Annotated in this window: 16 protein-coding genes; 4 read left to right on the top strand and 12 right to left on the bottom strand. The window is 66.6% G+C overall.

What is annotated here, in order from left to right; all coding sequences use genetic code 11:
* Nucleotides 1-269: 269 nt before the first annotated feature.
* The 5 genes from hpnK to dxs form a co-directional block, all read right to left on the bottom strand.
* The gene (gene hpnK, locus KMAL_RS05175) at nt 270-1,124 is read right to left on the bottom strand and encodes a hopanoid biosynthesis-associated protein HpnK (protein ID WP_110094691.1); all 855 of its coding nucleotides are present in this window, start codon (nt 1,122-1,124) and stop codon (nt 270-272) included.
* A gap of 85 nt (nt 1,125-1,209) precedes the next feature.
* Nucleotides 1,210-2,634 (bottom strand): hopanoid biosynthesis associated radical SAM protein HpnJ, encoded by a 1,425-nt coding sequence (gene hpnJ / locus KMAL_RS05170; protein WP_110094690.1) that lies wholly within the window; start codon nt 2,632-2,634, stop codon nt 1,210-1,212.
* 95 nt (nt 2,635-2,729) lie between these two features.
* Nucleotides 2,730-3,908 (bottom strand): bacteriohopanetetrol glucosamine biosynthesis glycosyltransferase HpnI, encoded by a 1,179-nt coding sequence (hpnI, locus tag KMAL_RS05165; protein ID WP_110094729.1) that lies wholly within the window; start codon nt 3,906-3,908, stop codon nt 2,730-2,732.
* A 69-nt stretch (nt 3,909-3,977) separates the two neighbouring features.
* Nucleotides 3,978-4,643, bottom strand: a complete 666-nt coding sequence (locus tag KMAL_RS05160; protein WP_110094689.1) for an ABC transporter substrate-binding protein — start codon at nt 4,641-4,643, stop codon at nt 3,978-3,980.
* Nucleotides 4,640-6,760 (bottom strand): 1-deoxy-D-xylulose-5-phosphate synthase, encoded by a 2,121-nt coding sequence (gene dxs, locus KMAL_RS05155; protein ID WP_408887892.1) that lies wholly within the window; start codon nt 6,758-6,760, stop codon nt 4,640-4,642. The genes KMAL_RS05160 and dxs overlap by 4 nt, the downstream gene beginning before the upstream one ends.
* Before the next feature lie 469 nt (nt 6,761-7,229).
* Here dxs and hpnH point away from each other — a divergent pair, with 469 nt between their 5' ends.
* Both hpnH and KMAL_RS05145 read left to right on the top strand, forming a co-directional pair.
* Entirely contained in the window at nt 7,230-8,411 is a 1,182-nt protein-coding gene (hpnH, locus tag KMAL_RS05150) for an adenosyl-hopene transferase HpnH (protein WP_110094688.1), read from the top strand.
* A gap of 189 nt (nt 8,412-8,600) precedes the next feature.
* Nucleotides 8,601-9,890: a hemolysin family protein gene (locus KMAL_RS05145; RefSeq protein WP_110094687.1), complete on the top strand. Its 1,290-nt coding sequence runs from the start codon at nt 8,601-8,603 to the stop codon at nt 9,888-9,890.
* Between the two features lie 230 nt (nt 9,891-10,120).
* Here KMAL_RS05145 and KMAL_RS05140 read toward each other — a convergent pair whose 3' ends face one another.
* Both KMAL_RS05140 and KMAL_RS05135 read right to left on the bottom strand, forming a co-directional pair.
* Nucleotides 10,121-12,094 (bottom strand): lytic transglycosylase domain-containing protein, encoded by a 1,974-nt coding sequence (locus KMAL_RS05140; protein ID WP_110094686.1) that lies wholly within the window; start codon nt 12,092-12,094, stop codon nt 10,121-10,123.
* A gap of 173 nt (nt 12,095-12,267) precedes the next feature.
* Nucleotides 12,268-13,158, bottom strand: coding sequence for a uracil-DNA glycosylase (locus KMAL_RS05135; protein WP_110094685.1), 891 nt, complete (start codon nt 13,156-13,158; stop codon nt 12,268-12,270).
* A 123-nt stretch (nt 13,159-13,281) separates the two neighbouring features.
* On the opposite strand from KMAL_RS05135, the gene KMAL_RS05130 reads away from it, so the two are divergent.
* On the top strand, nt 13,282-15,216 hold the full coding sequence (locus KMAL_RS05130; protein WP_239019952.1) for a tetratricopeptide repeat protein: 1,935 nt from the start codon (nt 13,282-13,284) through the stop codon (nt 15,214-15,216).
* Nucleotides 15,213-16,112 (top strand): 4-(cytidine 5'-diphospho)-2-C-methyl-D-erythritol kinase, encoded by a 900-nt coding sequence (locus KMAL_RS05125; RefSeq protein WP_110094684.1) that lies wholly within the window; start codon nt 15,213-15,215, stop codon nt 16,110-16,112. Before KMAL_RS05130 ends, KMAL_RS05125 begins: the two co-directional genes overlap by 4 nt.
* A 211-nt stretch (nt 16,113-16,323) precedes the next feature.
* Here KMAL_RS05125 and KMAL_RS05120 read toward each other — a convergent pair whose 3' ends face one another.
* From KMAL_RS05120 to KMAL_RS05100, 5 genes are all read right to left on the bottom strand, one after another.
* Complete coding sequence (locus KMAL_RS05120) at nt 16,324-17,316, bottom strand: SDR family oxidoreductase (RefSeq protein ID WP_110094683.1); 993 nt, start codon at nt 17,314-17,316, stop codon at nt 16,324-16,326.
* Nucleotides 17,317-17,494: 178 nt separating this feature from the next.
* Nucleotides 17,495-18,073, bottom strand: a complete 579-nt coding sequence (locus tag KMAL_RS05115) for a YqaA family protein (RefSeq protein WP_110094682.1) — start codon at nt 18,071-18,073, stop codon at nt 17,495-17,497.
* Between the two features lie 65 nt (nt 18,074-18,138).
* On the bottom strand, nt 18,139-19,905 hold the full coding sequence (locus KMAL_RS05110; protein WP_110094681.1) for an ATP-binding protein: 1,767 nt from the start codon (nt 19,903-19,905) through the stop codon (nt 18,139-18,141).
* On the bottom strand, nt 19,874-20,593 hold the full coding sequence (locus KMAL_RS05105) for a response regulator (protein ID WP_110094680.1): 720 nt from the start codon (nt 20,591-20,593) through the stop codon (nt 19,874-19,876). Before KMAL_RS05105 ends, KMAL_RS05110 begins: the two co-directional genes overlap by 32 nt.
* A gap of 228 nt (nt 20,594-20,821) precedes the next feature.
* Nucleotides 20,822-21,850, bottom strand: coding sequence for a cysteine synthase A (locus KMAL_RS05100; protein ID WP_110094727.1), 1,029 nt, complete (start codon nt 21,848-21,850; stop codon nt 20,822-20,824).
* Nucleotides 21,851-21,914: the final 64 nt, after the last annotated feature.

Genomic DNA, 21,914 nt, shown 5'->3' with positions numbered 1-21,914 from the left:
TGGATGGGCCATCCGGGCGCTGCCCGGACCCGGCAGGGAGCATGCTCCCTGCACCCTGATTCGTTTTAAAGTCATGGTTTCCAAAGGGTAATACCCTTTGGTGGGGGTTCGGGGGCAAAGCCCCTGAGGGCGGTGGCGCATGCGATACCCGGGCGCTGCCCGGACCCGGCAGGGAGCGCGCTCCCTGCACCCTGATTCGTTTAAAAGTGATGGTTTCCAAAGGGTAATACCCTTTGGTGGGGTTTCAGGGGCAAAGCCCCTGAGAAACGCTACGTCCCGCGTGCGACATCGGTCCATGTGGTGGGGGTCGCCCCCGCATGGCGCAGGCCCGCGCGCAGGCCGGGACTGCACAGCGTTTCGAATTCCGCCACATGTTCATAGGTCGGCATCAGGCGCTGCAGCAGTTTGTTCTTCGCCGTGGCCGGATGGAAATAGATTTCCGACAGCCCGTCAGGCAGGTGCGCGGCCAGGGCGGAGACGCGCTCCGTCGTCATGTGGCCGCTCCATGCCAGGCCAAAGCACCAGTCATTGGTCACCAGTCCCGCCTTGTGCGCCTGATGCCGCAGAAGCCGCGTCCAGCGCCGCAGCGCCGCATCGCCCAGCGTGTCGGCATAGGTGCCCGCCGCGAACAGCGGCTGCGGCGGTTCCAGCGGCACGCGCACCGCGCGCAGCCCATGGCGCAGGCCGCTTTCGATCATGTAGCGCCCGACCGTGGGATGCAGGTGCATGTGCTTGTGCGCGTTGGCATGGTCCAGCGCCAGCCCCGTGCGGGCAAAGGCGCGGAACTGGGCCTCGATTTCGGCGGCGAGTTCGCGTCGCACGGCCGGGCGGAAGAAATATTCGACCCCCAGCTTCAACTGGTCGGACGGGAACTGCCCGTCCTGCGGCACCAGCAGCGGGATGTCCGCGGGCGGCAGGGTGGCCGGTCCCTCGATTGCGACAAGGTGCAGCCCCACGCGCAGGTCCGGCAGGCGCTTCGCCCGGCGGATCGCATCCTCCGCCGCGGGACCTGCGACCATCAGGCTTGCGGTGGACAGAAGGCCGTCGCGATGCGCGATCTCGACAGCTTCGTTCACCTCTTCCGACAGGCCGAAATCATCGGCGGATATGATGACGCGTTTCATGACAGCAGGGAACCGGATGTAGCGATAATACCAGAAAAAACGCCGGAACCCGCAGGTCCCGGCGCATGGAAAGGCCCGAGGGTGATCAGGCCGCGCGACGTTCGCGCAGGAACTGGAAGAACTCCACCCCTTCGCGCAGGCGGCGCTTCATCATCTGCGGGCTGCGGACCATCTCGTTCAGGATCGAGGCGATCTTCGGCGCGCGGAAATAGAACTTCCGGTAGAAATCCTCGACACTGTTGAAGATTTCGGTGTGCGACAGGTGCGGGTAATGCAGCGGCGCGATCTGCACGCCGTTTTCATCGATCAGTTCCGCGTTGCTGGCATCAAGCCAGCCGTTCTCCGTCGCCTGCTTGTGCAGGAACGTACCCGGATAGGGTGCCGCCAGCGAAACCTGCAGCGTGTGCGGGTTGATTTCGGTCGCGAACTTGATGGTTTCCTGGATGGTCTCCTTCGTCTCGCCCGGCAGGCCGAGGATGAAGGTGCCATGGATCTTGATGCCGAGTTCGTGGCAGTTCTTGGTGAACTCACGCGCGACCTCGACCCGCATGCCCTTCTTGATGTTGTGAAGGATCTGCTGGTTGCCGCTCTCGTAACCGACCAGAAGCAGGCGCAGGCCGTTGGCCTTCAGCACCTCGAGCGTCTTGCGCGGCACGTTCGCCTTTGCATTGCACGACCACGTCACACCCAGCTTGCCGAGTTCCCTGGCAATCGCCTCGGCGCGCGGCAGGTCGTCGGTGAAGGTGTCGTCGTCGAAGAAGAATTCCTTGACCTGCGGGAAATACTGCTTCGCCAGGCGGATTTCCGCGGCCACATGCTCGGGGCTGCGGGTGCGGTAGTGGTGGCCGCCAACCGTCTGCGGCCACAGGCAGAACGTGCAGCGCGACTTGCACCCACGACCCGTATAGATCGAGATGTAGGGGTGCATCAGGTAGCCGATGAAGTAATCCTCGATCTTCAGGTCACGCTTGTAGACCTCGGTCACGAACGGCAGGCTGTCCATGTCCTCGATCATCGCGCGGTCGCGGTTGGAGACGATCTTGCCATCCGGGTCGCGCCAGGTGATGCCATCGACATCCTTCCAGTCGCGGCCTTCTGCGATTTCCTTGATGGTGTAGTCGAATTCGTTGCGCGCCACGAAATCGACCGGCGGCGCGTTCAGCAGGCTTTCTTCCGGCTGCACGGCGACCTTCGCGCCGACCATGCCGATCTTGACCGCCGGATTCGCGTCCTTGAGCATCTGCGCCACCCGCACGTCGGAGGCGAAGGACGGGGTGGAGGTGTGCATGATGACGAGGTCGCGGTTGCGCACGTCCTCAAGGATCGGTTCCATGCCCATGCGCGCCGGCGGTGCGTCGATCAGGCGGCTGCCTTCGACCATGGCGGCAGGCTGCGCCAGCCACGTCGGATACCAGAACGACTTGATTTCCCGCTTGGCCTGATAGCGGGAGCCGGCCCCACCATCGAATCCGTCGAAGGAAGGCGGCTGGAGAAACAGGGTCTTCATCATGTTACGCGAATCCTCGGGTCTGAAAGGGGCTCACTCCCCCGCGCGACCGCAGTTGCCTTGACTGGTTTGGTTTGGCCTGCCCGGCCCCGGCGGCGTCAGTCGCCAGGGGAAGCAGGTTGTGATCGGGGTGTCATAGCGGAATGTGGCGAAATGTGCATAGTCTGTCCGCGCCATGCCACGCGCGTGCCCGTGACGCTGCCGACCATGATGCCCGCCGACAGCCAGTCGCGCAGCGGCAGCAGGAACAGCGGGACAAGGCTGCGCTGCGCCAGCGCGCGGTCCATGACGAAGGCGCAGATGGCGCGCGCCACCCATACCGACACGAAGAACACCCATGTCCATGTCGCATGGGGGGCGAACACCACCACCATCGTGGCCCAGAACAGCGGCAGCTGGATGGCCGACGCGGCATAGCCCAGCGGCTCGAGCGTCTTGACCGTCCGGCCCCAGCGCAGTTCGTGGGCCAGCACCTCGCGCAGGGAATGTTCCCCCACGGTGGTCCATGTCATGCACGCGGCAATGGCGATGTCCTTGCCCTGTTCGCGCACATACCGGCCCAGCATCGCGTCATCGGCGACATGCGGGACCAGTGCCTCCAGCCCGCCGATGGCCTGCAGCATCGAACGCCGCAGCGCCATGGTGGCGCCAAGGCAGTCCTGCCGCCCAAGGTAGCGCGACAGCATGACGCCGGGCAGGAAATTATGGTTGATCTGCCCCGCCGCCAGCAGGCGCGGCAGCGTGGGCGACGCGGGCAGCCCCGCGTAAAGCGTGGTGACGAGGCCGACATTCGGCGGGACCAGCGCGCCGACGACATGGCGCAGGTAATCGGGCGCCACATGGATGTCCGAATCGGAAATGACCAGTACATCATGCCGCGCGCGCGGCATCATGTTGATCAGGTTCCCGATCTTGCGGTTGATCCCGTGGAAGGTCGGGTCGATGACCAGTTCGATATCCAGCGCCGGGTGGCGTTCGCACAGGCGCCGTACGATGGGGATGGCGGCGTCATCTTCGGACTGTACGCCAAAGATGATCTGCATGGCGGGGTAATCCTGCGTGCAGAAGCTCTCCAGTGCTTCTTCAAGCAGGGGTTCATCGCCATGCAGCGGCTTGAGTACCGTGACCGGGGGCATGGGCACGGCCTGATCGGCGCGTTTTTCCTGCACGCGGAAGCGTGAAACCAGAAAAGTGCCTAGCGTCGCCTGTACGCACCCGGCCACCGCGACAGCCGCGGCCAGACCGGATGGTGAGACAAGGGCGTTAAGAACAGACATCATCTTTCCGGCTGGGTCGCGCGTGCATGATATAACATCGGTGATCCGGTCCGTAACCCGAAGCCTGGGTCATCCGGCCGAAAAGACCTTGATCTTCTTCTGTAACAGATCGATCAGGTTTTGCACATTCCCGCCAGCCAGTGCGGAGCGGAAATCGGAATGCTGCATGCCGACCTGGCTGATGTTGCCATTGAGCAGCACGTCAACCACCTGGTACCCCTTCGCCCCGTTCATGTGCATGACGTAATTGACCGCCGTGCCGGACGGGTCGTCCGATGACCCGATCTGGGTATCGACAATCTTGTTGCCGCCCACGGGCGCGTCACGGACTGCGGGGTTGATGGTGAAGCGGGCGTCGGTGCCGGGCTTGAAGCTGGAGAGGTTGCGGGCGATCGTGAACTGGCGGAACGTGGACAGCAGCACCTGCTTCTGGTCCGGCGACAGCGTGGCGTAGTGCGGACCGATGGAGGAGGACAGGATCGCCTCCAGGTCATACACGCGGTCGATGACCGGGCCGAGTTCCTGCGCACGCTGGTCGAACGAACCGCTGTTCTTGGCCTCGATGCGGGTCAGTTCGGCGTAAAGCGCCTTGATGGGGGCCTGCGGGTCGGATGCGGCCGCGGCCGCATGCGCCGAAGGAGTGAAGGACGGCAGGGCCGGGAGCGCCGACGCTGCCACCAGCCCGGCGCACAGCGCCAGAGACGTTGTTTTCAGGACATGTTTCATAATGATCATGATTTCGGTCCGATTGCCGTCTTTAGCAAGGGCTGGGTCATGCTGATTCCGACACCCAGCGCTTCCAGCGCGGTATTGGTGATCGCCTGCGCATCGAGGCCTGCCTCGTGATACTGGGCGGTCTGGGTGTTGTGGTCGATGAAGCGGTCGGGCAGGGCCATGGGGCGGAAACGCACGCGGTCCAGCAGGCCGGTTTTCGCAAGGTGCATCATCACGAACGCGCCGAACCCGCCGGGGGCGCCTTCCTCGATGGTGATCAGCACGGCATGGTTGCGCGCCAGCTGCTCGATCAGCGCGGTGTCCAGCGGCTTGGCGAAGCGCGCGTCCGCCACCGTGGGCGACAGCCCCTGCGCCGCCAGCATGTCGGCGGCCTTCAGCGCCTCGGCCAGGCGCGGGCCGAGCGATAGGATCGCGATCCCGCCGCGTTCCGGCCCGGACTGGCGCGTCATCTCGCGCACGATGCGCCCGCGCCCGATCTCCATCACGCTGCCCGCCGCCGGCAGGTCGAGGCCGAACCCGCCGCCGCGCGGGTAGCGCAGGGCGATCGGCCCCTCGTCAAACGCCGCCGCCGTCGTGGTCATGTTGAGCAGTTCCAGCTCGTCACTCGGCGCCATGATGGTGATGCCCGGCAGGCAGCCGAGGTAGTTCAGGTCGAACGCGCCAGCATGCGTCGCGCCGTCCGCGCCGACAAGGCCCGCGCGGTCGATGGCGAAGCGCACCGGCAGGTTCTGCAGCACCACGTCATGCATCACCTGGTCATAGGCGCGCTGCAGGAATGTGGAATAGATCGCGCAGAACGGGCGCATCCCCTCGGTCGCAAGGCCGGCGGCGAACGTCACGGCATGCTGTTCGGCAATGCCGACGTCAAAGAAGCGGTCGGGGAACGCCTTGGCGAACTTGTCGAGGCCCGTGCCCGACGGCATCGCCGCCGTGATCGCCACGATCCGGTCATCCGCCTCCGCCTGGCGCAGCAGCTCGCGCGAGAAGACGGACGTGTAGGACGGCGGCCCGGCGGGGCCTTTCTTCTGCTCGCCGGTGACGACGTTGAACTTGGCGACGGCATGGTACTTGTCACCCGCCGATTCGGCAGGGGTATAGCCACGCCCCTTCTCTGTTATGACATGCAGCAGCACGGGGCCGAGGTCGTCCGCGTCGCGCAGGTTGCGCAGGATCTGGACAAGCTGCGTCATGTCATGGCCATCGACCGGGCCGACATAGTAAAAGCCGAGTTCCTCGAACAGCGTGCCGCCGGTGATGATGCCGCGCGCGTATTCGTCGGCCTTCTTCGCCGTGCGCTCCAGCCGGTCGGGCAGGCGCTTTGCCATCTTGGCGGCAAGGTCGCGCAGGCTGAGGAACTTGCGCGAGGACATCAGCCGCGAAAGGTAGCTCGACATCGCGCCGACGGGGGGCGCGATCGACATCTCGTTGTCATTGAGGATGACGATCAGCCGCTCCGCGCCCGGGCCGCAATGCGAGGCGTTGTTCATCGCCTCGTACGCCATGCCGGCGGAGATGGAGCCATCGCCGATCACCGCGATGACGTTGCGTTCGCGGTAGGAGGGGTCATGTTCGGCGCGCAGGTGGTGCGCCACCGCCATGCCAAGCCCCGCGGAAATGGAGGTGGAGGAATGCGCCGCGCCGAACGGGTCGTATTCGCTCTCGCTGCGGCGGGTGAAGCCCGAAAGGCCGCCCGGCTGGCGCAGGGTGCGGATGCGGTCGCGCCGCCCGGTCAGGATCTTGTGCGGGTAGGTCTGGTGGCCGACATCCCAGATCACGCGGTCATCGGGCGTGTCGAACACGGCATGCAGCGCGACCGTCAGTTCCACAACGCCCAGCGACGCGCCAAGGTGCCCGCTGGTGGTGGAGACCGTGTCGATCGTCTCCGCCCGCAGTTCGTCCGCAAGCGCCTTCAACTGCTCCACTGAAAGGTTGCGCATGTCATGCGGGTAGCGCACACGGTCCAGTTGCGGAAAACGCCCCAGCGTCGGGATCGCCCCCCATGTGTCCGCCTTGGGCGGGGTTCCGGCAGAAGCGTCGGCAGATCCCCCAGGAGTACCTGCTGGCGAAGCCGCAGACGGGGGGGCGTCGTGCTTGGGGGCTGCCTTCGGCTGGTCCATGATGGTCGCGTCCATTTATGCTTTGTCGGGATCTGTCCGGGGAAACGGGTCAGACCCTGAACCGGTTTCTTGGTCGGCCGCCTCATGCCCGGCGTCACGGGCCGCGCGCACGGGGCGGGCGGCGGTCATGGCGATCGGGTATCATGCGACATGGTCATGGTCATTCATGACGACCGCAAGGTGTTCGCCCCTTGCGCACGTTATGGCAAGGGTGGATAAATACTAAATCCCCGTGTGTTGTGAATTCGCCACACCCCATACGATAGCAATTGAATACAGGATGTTTTTTGTCCTATACAGCCGCCAAAGTGTTCATGTGTCGTAACAACTCCGCAACCTCGCCATGTTCTTGATGCACGGCTGACACCTGTCGGGGTTGTTTTCTTGCGATCGGACGTGTCCATAGTCCGGACTACATGATTTGGAATCAAGACCGGCGTCTGTCCGCCGGTGCAGGAGCAGAGGTTTCATGGCCGTTCCTATTATGCAGGCCGTCCGGGTGGGCGCCTACGTCGTCAAACAGCACCTGACGCGCCGCAAGCGCTATCCGCTCGTGCTGATGCTCGAACCGTTGTTCCGCTGCAACCTTGCATGCGCGGGCTGCGGCAAGATCGATTATCCCGCGCAGATCCTCAATCAGCGCATGACCGTGCAGGAATGCCTCGACGCGGATACGGAGGCAGGCGCCCCCGTCATCGCCGTGGCCGGTGGTGAGCCGCTGCTGCACAAGGAAATGCCGGAAATCATCCGCCAGCTGATCGCGCGCAAGAAATACGTCTATCTCTGCACCAATGCGCTGCTGCTGGAAAAGAAGCTCGACGATTATGAGCCGAGCCCCTTCTTCTCGTGGGATGTGCATCTGGATGGCGACCCGGCGATGCACGACGCCTCCGTCTGCCAGGAAGGCGTGTACGAACGCGCCGTCGCGGCCATCAAGAAGGCGAAGGCGCGCGGGTTCCGCGTGTCCATCAACTGCACCCTGTTCGATGGCGCGGACCCCAAGCGTGTCGCCGCGTTCTTTGACGAGGTGATGGCGATGGGCGTGGACGGCATCATGACCGCCCCGGGCTATGCCTACGAACGCGCGCCGGATCAGGAACACTTCCTGAACCGCCAGAAGACGAAGCAGCTGTTCCGCGACATCTTCCGCCTGGGCAAGGGCAAGAAGTGGCGCTTCACGCAGTCGCCGCTGTTCCTGAACTTCCTTGCCGGGAACGAGCAGTACCACTGCACCCCGTGGGGCAAGCCGCTGCGCAACGTCTTTGGCTGGCAGCGCCCGTGCTACCTGCTGGGTGAAGGCTACGCCAAGAGCTTTGAAGAGCTGATGGCCGACACGAACTGGGATTCGTACGGCACCGGCAACTATGAAAAGTGCGCCGACTGCATGGTCCATTCGGGCTACGAATCGACGGCGGTGATGGATGCGGTGCGTCGCCCGTGGCACATCGCCAAGGTCGCGCTGTTCGGGCCGGAAACGGAAAAGCCGATGGTGCCGGAAATCTCTCTGGCGAACCAGCGGCCCGCGGAATACGTCTTCACGCAGCATGTCGATGCGAAGATGGAGGAACTGGCGGCCCGCAAGAAGCCGGCAGCCCCCCCGCGCGTGAACAAGGTGTCCGCGCAGCCGGAAACGGCGGCCGCCGCCGACTGATCCCATGCCCCCTGAGGGCGTGGAGCAGGACGGAAAAAGTAACGGAATGGCGGGGCATGTCCCCGCCATTTCTGTATCTGGCGCATGAAACCGGCCGGCTGCGAATCGGGACCGATTCGGTCTGGGTTCGGGATGCGCATGATTTCGGGTGTCATCGACGCGCGCGATATGCTCTAGGATCGCGGCATCATGCTTGTTTCCCTGATTATCATATTCTGCCTTGTTCTCCTCAACGGTGTGTTCGCGATGGGGGAACTGGCGCTGATTTCCGCACGGCGCGCGCGCCTTGCGGTCATGTCGAAGGCCGGGGTCAAGGGGGCGGACCGGGCGCTGAAACTGGCGAACGACCCGCAGGGTTTCCTGCCGACGGTGCAGGTCGGGATGACCCTTGTCTCGATTCTGGAGGGCACGTTCGGCGGCACCAGCATCGAGGCGCGGATGACGCACTGGCTGCTGCATTTCCCGCGCCTTGCCCCGTTCGCCAGCGAGATCTCGATGACCGTGGTCGTCAGCAGCATCACCGCCATCATGCTGGTGGGGGGCGAACTGGTGCCAAAGCAGATCGCCCTGCGCCAGCCTGAACAGATTGCCGCCCGCCTTGCCCTGCCGCTGGAGGGACTCGCCTGGATTTCACGCCCGGTGGTCTGGCTGCTGGGGCGGGCATCGGAACTGGTGCTGCGCCTGATGCGGGTCAGCGCGAATGCCAGCACGGCCCTGACGGAAGAGGAACTGCGCGCCTACATCGCCGAGGGTGCGCAGGCGGGCGTGCTGGAGCAGGAGGAGCGGGACATGATCGAGCGCCTGCTGCGCATGGCGGACCGGCCCGTGCGCGCGATCATGACGCCGCGCACCGAACTGTGCTGGATCGAGCGCCATGTCCCACGCGCGGAGCTGCTGCGCATCCTGCGTTCCACCACCTATTCACGCATCGTGGTCTGTGACGGGGGCGTGGACAATCCGGTGGGCGTCATCCTGGCCAAGGACATGCTGGACCGCTTCCTTGATGGCAAGAGTCCCTCGGTCGAGGCCGGGCTGAGGCGTCCCATTTCCGTGCCGGATACGCTGTCGGCGTTCGACATGCTGGACCGGATGCGGTCGTCGCCGCTGGGACTGGCGCTGGTGCTGGATGAATATGGCTCGTTCGAGGGAATCGTCACTTCCTCCGACCTGTTCGGCGCCATCGTGGGTGAGCAGCACGAACCCGGCAGCACCCCGCCGCAGCGGATCGCCCATGACAATGTGCTGGTGCTTGACGGGTCGATGCCTGCTGATGAGGTCAAGCACAGGCTGGACCTGTCGGACCTGCCGGCGGAAGGCAGCTATCACACGCTGGGCGGCCTGATCCTCGCGCTGCTGCGGCGTGTGCCCGCGTGCGGCGACAAGGTCGTGTTTTCCGGATGGCTGTTTGAGGTGCTGGAAATGGAGGGGCGGCGCGTGGTGCGCGTGCGCGCCAGCCGTCAGGTGCTGGCTGAGAACTGAGGTCGTTCCGGGGGCATTGCCCCCGAACCAAAGGGCAATGCCCTTTGGGAAGGCTGTGTTGTCGTTAAGGGTTGGTTGTGACCCTCAGGGCGCTGCCCTGAAACCCGCCAAAGGGCATTGCCCTTTGGAAACCATGACTTGTCGGTGAAACGGGGGGGCTGCCGGGTCCGGGCAGCGTCCGGCCTTCGCCTGCCCGCATGGTCTTTCATGACGGGCAGGCAGAGAGGGGGTCAGTGGATCGTGCGCGACCCGTGTGCAAGGGTCTGCTCGGCGCTGAAGGCAGGCCATTCATTGCGGGCCAGCGTTTCCAGCGACGGGGAGGGCAGGCGGAGCCGGTCGGCATAGATCCACAGGTAGGTGAAGGCGCGACGGACATAGTCGCGGGTCTCGTTATTGGGCAACTGCTCGATATACAGCAGCGGGTCATCGGCCTCGTCCGTGCCGTTGGCGGCGCGGCGGGCGATGGCGGATGGCCCGGCGTTGTAACTGGCGAGCATGCGGATCAGGTCACCCCCGGCCGGTGCATGTGGCCCCGGATGCTGGGTCGAAAGCTGCGCCAGGTAAAGGACGTAAAGCTGCCCGATCTCCAGGTTGTGGCCGGGGTCATGCAGGGCCGCCGGACGCCCGGCATAGTCCATGCCGCTGTGGGTGACAAAGCCCGCCGTCACCGGCATCACCTGCATCAGGCCGTGCGCCCCGGAACCGGATACCGCATTGGCATCGAAATTGGATTCCAGCCGTGTCAGCGCATACACCAGCGCCGGGTCCATGCGGAACCCGTGGTCAGGATGCAGCGGCGGCAGGGGGAAACGCGTCTCGCGGTCCGACTGGTCCCCTGCCTGCGACTGGATCAGCAGCGCCATCTGCGACGCCAGTTCCTTCATGCCCATGGCGTCCGCCACAAGCTGGAGGGAGCGGCATAGCGCGGCGTCGTTCTGCACATCGGGCCACAGGCGGCGCAGGGTGGCCTCCGCGCGCGCGTTCTCGCCCACCTGCGCCAGGGCGAAGGCCCTGCGTCCGGCAGGCGTCGCGGCGACGGCCTCCACGTCGATTTCACCCAGCACCGGGGTGCCTTCATGCAGTGGGTGCCGGTCATCGGCCAGCGACATGGATGCCCCGTCCCCGATCGTGCCGGAGTGGGTGGGGGCGGCATGACGCAGGCCCAGCGCCTGGCTGGCCAGCATGCCATAGAATGTGTGCGGGGCGGCGGCGGCGCGATGCAGCCACGGCTCATACGCCGCGACATCGCCCACCGCGCGGTGCGAACGCGCGGCCCAGAAGGCGGCGCCCGCACGGATGCTGCCCGGTGTCAGGGGCGCGCGCGACGCGGCCTCGAACATCGGTTCGGCCTGGTCGGGGCGTCCCTGCCGCCAGGCCGCGAGGCCCGCGACATAGCCCGCAAGGCCGAGGCGGCCGGAGGATGTCTCGAACGCCTCACGCGCGATGCTCAGGGCGAGGCGGTTTTCACCCGCGCTGAACAGGGTCATCGCGACCTCGGTCCGCAGGTGGGCGGCATACAGGTCGTTCAGGCCCGGCGTGGTCTGGATCAGGTGCAGCGCGCTGCGTGCGCCCTTGACGCCCTGTGACGCGCGTTCACGCACCGTATGGTCCAGCAGGCTGTTGCGGGTGAAGACCCGCAGGGAGGGGTCGTCCTCCTCCGGCAGGTGGACGTGCGCGGGGGCCCGTACGCTGCCCAGCGCGATGTCGGGCGGCGCGGGCGGCAGCGGGGTTCCCCGCGGCGTCTGCGCCGCAAGCAGGGCGTGGATGGCCGGGGAATCCGACAGCGAAGAGAACGTCCGCAGCCACATGCGCAACTGCCCGGCACTGGGATGATAGGCGGGGTTCAGGTAGCGCGCGGCCAGAAGGTCGCCAAGCAGCAGGTCGTCATGGATGCTGGCGGTCTGGCTGATGGCGGCGTCGAAATGGCCCTCGCGCTGCAGGGCGAAAACCTTGCGGATGCGGGCCGCGTCGTCAGGCGCAAGGAGGCGCGGCAGGCTGACGCTGCCCCCGCCCCTGGTCGGGAAGCGTGGGAGCGCAAGCGCTGTTTCCTCGTTGTGGCCGCTCTGGGCTGATCCATCCGGATCCAGCGCCCTGTGGTCCACCGATTGGGCACGAAGCGGCGCGAAGGCTGCTCCTGCCAGGAATGCGGCACCCGCCAGAAATGCGGTTACCGCGGTGGGGGGGGTATGATTTATCCCTCGCATGGCTCGCGGGGTTTAGGGCCTTGCGCGCAAGAAAGCAACCCGATTGCGTCGGACGCTTATCAATAAGATTTCACAACAGTTATGGGAACCGAAATATATCCTTGAAAACACGACCTGAAATGCAGGTTGATATACCTGCTGTTAACGAATGGACATCTGTTAATATATCATGATTACGCGTCATGATTGTATCCGTCTTCCTGCAACGTTTTGCGTAACTCCAGCATGTCTTTCCACGCATCACGGCGTGCTGTCGGACTGGCGCGCAACTGCTGTGCGTGGCGCATCGGCAATGCGGGGATAACGTGCGCTGTGCCTGAATTGTTGCCTGTTTCGGACAGGTTTGGCGGCACGGTGATGTCGCGCCACCGCCCGCGTGCGCGTGCCGCCGTAATGCGCTCGCCCGTCAGCAGGGCTACGGGGATGTTGCCCATCAGGATCAGTCGCCGTGGCCGGGCCAGCACAATCAGGCGTTGCAGGAATGGCAGGCATGATTTCAGCTCCATGGCCGAGGGCGGACGTCCCCCCGGTGGCCGCCAGGCGATGACGGGGGCAAGGAACAGGTGATCGCGCGACAGGCCGATGGAGCCGAACATCCGGTCGGTCAGGCGCCCCGTCTCCCCACAGAACGCCACGCCGCTGCGGTCCTCGTCCGCGTCGGGGGCCTCGCCCACCACCATGACATGCGCGCCGGGCCTACCCTGCGGGGCGACGGTATGGGTCGCGGTGTCACGCAGGGCGCAATGCCCGAACGCGGCCATCGCGGCGTGCAGTTCCTCCACCGTGGTGGCGCGCGCGGCGCAGGCGCGCGCATCGGCGGCGGCCCGTTCGGCCATCGTCGCGGCGGATGGCGGCGGGGCGGGGCGTGCGGGCGCGCGCCGCGCGGGGCCGGAGGCCGGGGAAGGGGGCTGATGGGAAAAATGATGTCCCTTGTCCGCCTCACGCTGTATGGGGGGGGGTGGTTTGGCCTGCGGCGTGGCCAGACGGTCCACGGGGAAAGGGGACAGCGCCTCGTCCGCGCCCCATTCCACATAGAGTTGCAACAGGGACAGGGAATCGCTCATCGGATGGATACATCCCGGACAGGCAGGGCATTTGCAGGGGCAGGCGGCGGCACGGCGGCCATGGGGCCCGCGCACGGGCGCGGGATTTGGCATCGCGCCGCACACACGCTAGATTCTGGTTTCATGCTGTCCTCCCGTTTCTGGCGCGTGGCGCTGCTTGGCGCTGTTGTACCGCTGCTTGGCGTTATTCCCAACCGCCAAACGCACGCCGCCGCCCCTGCGTCCCCCCGTTCAGGCCCGGCGTCCACCCCCACCGTGACGCAGAGCCTTGCGACAAACGTGCTGGTCGCCACCATCGCCGCGAGCGAGGGCGACAATGCGGAGGCCGCGCGCACCTTCACCCGCGCGGCGCAACTTGCGCCATCATACCGGCCCTTTATCGAACGCGCGTTCCTGTATTCCATCCTGGCCGGCAGTCCCGACGCCGCCCGCCTTGCGCGCCAGCAACCGCCCGGCGTGGTGCCCGAACTGGTGATGGGCAACGCCGCGGCCGTCGCGTCGGACTGGGCCGGGGCGCTGGAGCATTATGAAAAGGCCCCCGACGATCCCATCATGACCATCGTCCGCCCCCTGCTGCGGGCGTGGGCGCTGCAGGGGATGGGGCGCACGGATGACGCGCTGGCGGCGCTGGCCCGTGCGCAGGGGGATCGGCTGCTGGGCGGGTACTACACGCTGCATGCCGCCCTGATCGCGGAAATGGGCGGGCAGGCGATGCGCGCCGATACGCTGTACCGCCGCGCGCTGGACATGTCGGGCGGCGACCTGTTCACCACGCGGGTCCTGACCCACTGGCTTTACCAGCAGGGCAAGGCGGCGCAGGCACGTGACATGATCGCGGCCAAGATCGCCTCCATGGCGGCGCTGGAACCCGCGCGCCCCGCGCTGGTCGCGGCATTGGGACGTCCGGTCGTCACCACGCCGCAGCAGGGCATGGCGCAGGCGTACGGCCTGCTGGCGCTGCTGATGGACCAGCAGAGTGCCGCGGAGACGCCGCCCCCCAAGCCGGGTGAGGGCCACCGCGAGCACGAGCACGACATCACCACCCTGCGCAGCACGGAGCAGATGATGCTGCGCCTGTCGCTGATGCTCGACCCCGCGAACACCGAGGCGCGGATTCTCCTGTCCGCCCTGTTCCATGCGGAGGACGAGAACCAGCAGGCGATCGACGTCCTGGCGGAAGTTGCGCCCACCGACCCGATGGCCGTCGTCATCCGGGCGGAGGAAGGCGAGCTTGACATGACGCTCGGCCGCCGGGCGGAGGCGGAGCGCATCATCCGTGGCCTGCTGCGCGATGCGCCCACGGACCGGACCCTGTGGTGCGACATGGGCGACATCATGCTGGGGCAAGGCAAGTGGCGCGAGGCCCTGTCGGCCTATACCCACGCGCTGGCGCTGTCGGGCACGCTGGAGGGGGATGACTGGCGCGTGCTGTTCGGGCAGTCGATCGCCTATGACCGTCTTGGCGACTGGAAACATGCGAAGGCGGGCCTGACGCAGGCGCTGCGCATGGCCCCGAACGAGGCGGAACTCCTCAACGACCTTGGCTATTCCATGGTCGAACATGGCGATGACCCGGCCACGGCGGAGGGATACCTGCGCCGCGCGCTCGCCCTGTCGCCCGATGACGGGCAGATCCGTGACAGCGTCGGGTGGATCGAACTGCGCCTTGGCCATGTGGCGGAGGGACTGCCGCTGCTGGAACGCGCGGCGGAGCAGATGCCCCAGGACCCGGCGATCAATTACCATCTCGGCGTGGCCTACTGGGTGTCGGGCCGCAGGCTGGAGGCGGTGGATGCGTGGCAGGACGCCGCGCAGTTCCATCCCGATCCCCCGGACCAGCGCAAGATTGCCGCCGCCCTTGCCTATGCCGCGTCGCAGGCGGCGGCGCATCCGCCCGCCCATGCCACGATCCCGGCCGACCTGCGCATCATGCCCGTCGCCGCGCCGGCGCCTGTCGCGGCGTCTCCGGCGGCGGCAGGCACGGCGGCATCCCCCAATCCCAAGACCACGGGCCCTGACAGGCCAGACGGCGACACGAAGGACGGAGCACACAAGTGACGGCAACCCAGAGCGAATCGGCACATGCGAAAATCAACCTCTACCTGCATGTGACCGGCCGCCGCGCGGATGGATATCACCTGCTGGACAGTGTGGCAGTCTTTGCCGGCGCGGCGGATGTGCTGGAGGTGGAGGTCGCGCAGGCGCGTGGCGCGGCACTCGACCTGCGGATCGACGGGATGTTTGGCGCGGGGCTGCGTGGCGATGATGCCACCAACCTTGTCATCCGCGCCGCCGACGCGCTGCGGGCACGGGCCGGGGCGGGTGCGGATGCGCTGCCGTCGCTGGCCGCCGTGCTGCACAAGGATTTGCCGGTGGCGTCGGGAATCGGCGGCGGGTCGGCCGATGCCGCCGCGGCGCTGCGCAGTGTGATGAAGTCATGGGACATGACGGTGCCGCGTGCCGAACTGGTGGAAATCGCAACATCGCTGGGTGCTGACGTGCCGGTCTGTCTGGATCAGGTCCCCACGCGCATGAGCGGGATTGGAGAGATCCTGCGTCCCGCGCCGGTCCTGCCGCAATGTGGCATGATGCTGGTCAATTGCGGGATGAGCGTCTCCACCCCGGCGGTGTTCCGCGCACGGCAGGGGGGATTCCGCCCGGCCCCGGACCTGCCGGCACGGTGGGAGACGCTGTCGCAGATGGTGGAAACGCTGTCGGAACTGAGCAACGACCTGGAAGACGCGGCGTGCGCGGTGTGTCCCACGATTCGCGAGGTCCTGTCGGTCATGCGCGCTGCTCCCGGCTGCCGCTTTGCCCGGATGAGCGGGTCGGGCGCGACCTGCTTCGCCCTGTTCGATTCGCCACAGGCGGCGGAACTGGCGCAGGATGCAGTGGCGCGACCGGGCTGGTGGGTCTGGGCGGGGGACCTGTATCGCGACGGGCGTGCCGCCTGAAGCACCCGGGCGGCTTCCCGGACCCGGCAGGGAGCGCGCTCCCTGCACCCTGATCTGCTTAAAAGTCGTGGTTTCCAAAGGGTAATACCCTTTGGTGGGGTTTCAGGGGCAAAGCCCCTGAGCCTGCGGGCTTATCGGCACATGAAGCACCCGGTCGCTGCCCGGACCCGGCAGGGAGCATGCTCCCTGCATCCTGATTCGTGAAAAGAACCTATCCCCGGCGACGGCAGCGGACGGCGAGCATCAGCGCGAATCCCGCTGCGGCGATGGCGGTGCCCACCTGTGCATGGCGTGATGTCAGCAGGGGCGGGACCCCCTTGCGCGTGATCATGTCGAACCGGCCGTGCGCTGCGTACGCACCGGCGACCGTGCCGAACAGGTCGTCGGGTTCGTTGCCTTCCACCGCGACCTTTTCCATCTGTTTCGCATAGCCCCCCTTCGACAGCCAGCGATCCGACAGGCCGGGCAGGAAGGTGGAAAGCACCCACGCCTTGATGCCCGACGTGCCGACCCAGATGTCGCGATATTTCCCGAATGCGGCGCGGCAGATCGCCTCCGCCGCGATTTCGGGTTCATAGACGGGGCCCATCGGCTTCAGCCGCTTGCCGGTATGGTTGCGCGTCCATGAAAAATGCGGCGTGTTGATCGACGGCAGGTGCACCAGCGCGATGTGGATGCGGTCCCCGTCATGCAGCAGTTCGGGGCGCAGGCTTTCGGAAAATGTGCGGATCGCGGCGCGCGCGCCATTTTCAATGGATTGCAGCGGCGGCGGACGCAGCCCGGCCAGCGCGACAAGGTTGACGATCGTGCCATAGGAACGCCGACGCATGCGCAGCAGGGCGGAGCGCGTGCCATTGACGGTGCCAAGGTACGTGACCTCGGTCGCGCGGCGGATCTCGTCAGGGGTGATCGCGGCCAGTTGCCCGCGCACGCCGGCCCCGGCGCAGTTGACCCAGATGGTGATGGGGCCAAGCGCCTGTTCGATTTCTTCTGCCGCCGCGTCAAGGGCGGCGGCGTCCGCCACGTCGGCGCAGGCGATGTGCGTGCGCACGTTCAGCGCCTGCAGTTCGGCCGCCGCATCGTTCAGCCGGTCCCGGTTGCGCCCGACCAGGGCGATATCGCATCCGGCGCGGGCAAGCGTGCGGGCGGTGGCGCGACCGATGCCGGCCCCTGCACCGGTAATGACAGCAACCTGTTGCGGCATGAAGAATGGCTCCGTTTAGGTAATGGATGCTTCCCCCTGTCCGTCGCCGTGCCAGACGGGGCGGTGGCGTGGGATGATCCGGTTGATGGCGTCCGTTGCGGGCATGTTATCACGCGTTCACGCCCGAAGCCTATCCGGCATAGGGCATGGCGGCTGCGATATCGTGGCCGTGCGCGTGTCAGACATATTTCAGTGCGACGAATCCCCCCACGACCAGCGCGGCAAGCGCCCCGGCCACCAGCGGCAGGCGGCGTTCGATGAAGGCCTGCACCGGCGCGCCGAACCGCCGCAGCAGCGCCGCGACCAGAAAGAACCGCACCCCGCGCGTGATTGCGCATGCCACAAGGAACGGCCCGATCGGCAGGTGGGATGCGCCGCTGGCGATGGTGACGAATTTGAAGGGGATCGGCGTCAGCCCCTTGATGAGGATGATCCACACCCCCCATTCGCGGAACCGTGCCTGCAGTCCCGCCAGCGTCGCCTGCGCGTGGTAGAAGCGGACCACCGGCATCGCCACGTAATCCAGCAGGAATGCGCCGACATACCACCCCGCCACCGCGCCGCACAGGCTGGCGGCGGTGCATATCGCGGCCAGTCGCCACGCCTGTTCGCGCCGCGCCAGGACCATCGGGATCAGCAGCAGGTCGGGCGGCAGGGGAAAGACGCTGGCCTCCGCAAAGGCGATCAGCGCCAGCCACAGCGGGGCATGGCGGCTGGCGGACAGGCGGAGCGTGCGTGCGTAAAGACGGTCAAGCATGGATCGAAGGCCCGCGACGTACGGCAGCCGGGACGGGAAGGGCAATGGCGTGCCGTTGCCCCACCCTAGCAGACAAGTGTGACGGTCACACGCAATCCGTGCGGGCTGCAGTTGCCAAGGCGGATGTCACCGCCCAGCCCCCAGATGATGTTGCGCGAAATCGACAGTCCCAGCCCCGTGCCGCCGGTTTCGCGGTTGCGGCTGTCCTCCGCCCGGACAAAGGGGTCGAACATGCGTTCGAGGTCGCCGGGCGGCAGGCCGGGGCCGTCATCCTCGATCCACAGGCGCGTCACCATCTCGTCAGGGTCGTTGCGGCCGCCCGGTTCGGGCGGGAACAGGGTGACGCGCACGTTGCCGCCATACTTGATGGCGTTGGTCACAAGGTTGTTGAGCGCACGTTTCAGCGCGACGGGGCGCGCATGGATCGTCACGTCGGGCGGGTCGGTGGTGAAACCGATATGCTCGGCAAGGTCGGGATGGGTTTCGACCGCCTCGTCAAGGATGGTCTGCAACAGGATCGTCAGGTTCAGCGAGCGCATCGGTTCGCGCTGTTCCGCGTCACGGCCGAAGGACAGGGTGGCGGCGACCATGGCCTCAAGCTCGTCAAGGTCGGCAAGGAAACGCTGCTGCATCTCCTCGTCCTCGATGAACTCCGCGCGCAGCTTCAGGCGCGTGATCGGCGTGCGCAGGTCGTGGCCGATGGCCGTCAGCATCAGCGTGCGGTCCGACAGGAAGCGGCGGATGCGCCGGGCCATCGTGTTGAACGCCATGGCCGCGCGCGCGACCTCCAGCGGGCCGTCCTCTGGCATGGGCGGCGCATTGACGTCACGACCCAGGGCCTCTGCCGCCGCACCGAGTGTCCCGACCGGCGCGATCAGGCGGCGCACCCCCCACAGGATCAGCACCCCACCGGCCACCGTCATCAGGATGAAGGCGATCGGGAAGGTGGGGGAGCGAAAGACGTTGGGCCTGCGCATGACGTAATGGATCGTCAGCCACCGGTGTTCGTCCGGCAGAAGGAAGGCGATCGCGCGCTGGCGTCCCGTGCGGTTGGAAGGGGAGACCATGACCTGCTGCGGGCGCAGGTTTGGCGGCAGCGGCGGTCCGCCGCCCCATTGCGGCCCACCGCCCCACGGGGGACCGCCCCATGGGGGCCGGCCGCCGCCAAACGCCTGCGGGCCGCCATCACGCCCGCGCCAGCGGGGCGAAGCAGGCCTGTTATCCGGATTGCCATCCCCCGGATGAGTGTTGCCGGGGCTGTCATTTCCGGCGGTGGCGTTCCTGTCTTCGGGCGTCCTGCCCTGAACCTGCTGGTTGCCCGGCCCGCCATACGGTCCCTGCTCAGGCGGGCCGCCGCCCCATGGCCCCTCCATCCGTCCCATGCGGTGTTCGCCCTGGAAGGGACGCATCAGGCTGTCGATCATGTCCGGTTCAGGGCCGGGCGTCAGTTCGGCGTGGAAACCCGCCGGCATGTGCAGCGAGGCCAGTTCCGCATCGCGGTGGTCGATCGCGGTTTCCACGATCCCGCGATACAGGGTCGCGACCTCGGAATGGTATTTTTCCTCCAGCATGCGGCGGTCGAAATCCAGCCGGTCGAGCGCATGGATCGCAAGGCCGGCCGCCTGGATCACGCCCAGCCCGCAGATCAGCAGCAGGCTGGTCCGTGCGGCAAGCGATGGCGGGCGCAACCGCCCCAGCAGCGTGCGCACGCGCCCGATGCGTCCCGGCGGCGGGGCATCCGTCGTGGGCACGATATCGTCGGGGTGGATCAGGGGCGGGGGGGACGCGCCATGCAACGGGTCAGGTCCGTTCGATTTCCGCCGCCAGGACATAGCCCCCGCCGCGCACTGTCTTGATCAGTTGCGCATTGCGCCCGTCATCCTCCAGCTTGCGCCGCAGGCGGCTGATGGCCACGTCGATGGCGCGGTCGAACGGTCCCGCCTGCCGTCCGCGCAGCATGTCGAACAGCATGTCGCGCGTCAGCACCCGGTTGGCGCGTTCCAGCAGGGCAAGCAGCAGGTCGTATTCCCCGCCCGTCAGCGGCACCTCCGTCCCCGCCGGGTTCAGCAGGCGGCGGCGCACGGTGTCGAGTTCCCATCCCGCAAAGCGCAGGGTCCGGCGCGCGGCGGTGCTGCGCGGGTCGGGGTTGTCGTTCACGCGGCGCAGCACGGCGCGGATGCGCGCCAGCAGTTCACGCGGGTTGAAGGGTTTGGGCACGTAATCGTCCGCGCCGAGTTCAAGCCCGATGATCCGGTCCGTATCGTCGCCCATGGCCGTCAGCATGATGATCGGCACATCCGCCTGCGTGCGCAGCCAGCGCGCGACATCCAGCCCGCTTTCCCCCGGCAGCATGAGGTCGAGGATCACGAGTTGGTAATGCCCGCCGGTCCATTTGCGACGCGTTTCCTGCCCGTCGCGCGCGGTGGTGACGCGCAGTTCGTTGCGTTCGAGGAAGCGGGCGAGCAGCTCCCTTATCTCGCGGTCGTCATCGACGATCAGGATATGCGGCAATGGGTCCATGGCATGGCATCCTAGAGGATATGCAGCGGCTTCACACCTGCTGTTTCACTCCGTTGCAATATGGCGCGCGGGTGGGAAAAAACACCATGGCGAAGGGGCCGGGCGCCGGGATTCCCGGCCTTGCCCGGCCGTTTCCGGGTGTCGCCTTTTTTCAGGAAGGCGACATCTTTACGAAGCGTCCCGGAAGAAGCTTCGCCAGAAACTTTTACGAATGCGACAACCCCTGCTTCATTTATCCAGCCATGACGGCACCGGCAGGTGCTTGGAGCGCAGGAATTCCGGGTTGAACAGCTTGGACTGGTACCGCGCGCCGCCATCGCACAGGATGGTGGCGATGCGGTGGCCCGGCCCCATGGCGCGTGCGACGCGGATGGCGGCGGCGACATTGATGCCCGCCGACCCGCCGACCGACAGCCCCTCGTGGATCAGCAGTTCATAGATCTGGGCCAGTGCCTCGGCATCGGGGATGCGCTCGGCATCGTCGAAATGCAGCCCCTCCAGGTTGCCCGTCACGCGCGACTGCCCGATTCCCTCGGTGATGGAGGAGCCGGAGACCGAAAGGTCCCCCGACTTGACCCAGCCATACAGGCCCGAGCCTTCGGGATCGGCCAGCACGACACGCGGGCGTGCGACACCTTCGGCGCGCGCCCTGTCCTCCAGCCCCAGCGTAACCCCCGCCAGCGTCCCGCCCGTCCCGCACGAGCAGGTGAAGGCGTCGATGCGCCCGCCCATCTGGTCCCAGATTTCGGGCGCGGTGGTGTGGCGGTGGCCTTCGCGGTTGGCAAGGTTGTCGAACTGGTTGGCCCAGACCGCGCCCGTCTCCTCCGCCAGCCGGCGCGAGACGTGGACGTAATTGCCGGGGTCACGGAACGGCTTGGCCGGGACAAGGCGCAGGTCCGCGCCGATCATGCGCAGGAAGTCGATCTTCTCCTGGCTCTGCGTCTCCGGCATGACGATGATGGAGCGGTAGCCGCGCGCGTTGGCCACCAGCGTCAGGCCGATGCCGGTATTGCCCGCCGTGCCCTCGACCACCGTGCCGCCGGGTTTGAGCACGCCGCGCCGCTCGGCGTCGTTGATGATGGCAAGGGCCGCGCGGTCCTTGACCGATCCGCCGGGATTCATGAACTCGGCCTTGCCGAAGATGTCGCATCCCGTGGCCTCGGACGCGCGATGCAGGCGGATCAGCGGCGTATGACCGATCGCGTCGGTCATGCCCGCGCTGGTGGTGGGGTGGAAGGAGGCGGGACTTTCGGCCATCAGGACGGAACCTTCGGATCTGTTGGGTGCGACGGGATGCGGCCCCGCCATCGCGACGGGGCGT

This window comes from Novacetimonas maltaceti, assembly GCF_002906255.1.
Classification (GTDB): Bacteria; Pseudomonadota; Alphaproteobacteria; order Acetobacterales; family Acetobacteraceae; genus Novacetimonas; species Novacetimonas maltaceti.
This window is presented reverse-complemented; position numbering and strand designations above follow the sequence as displayed.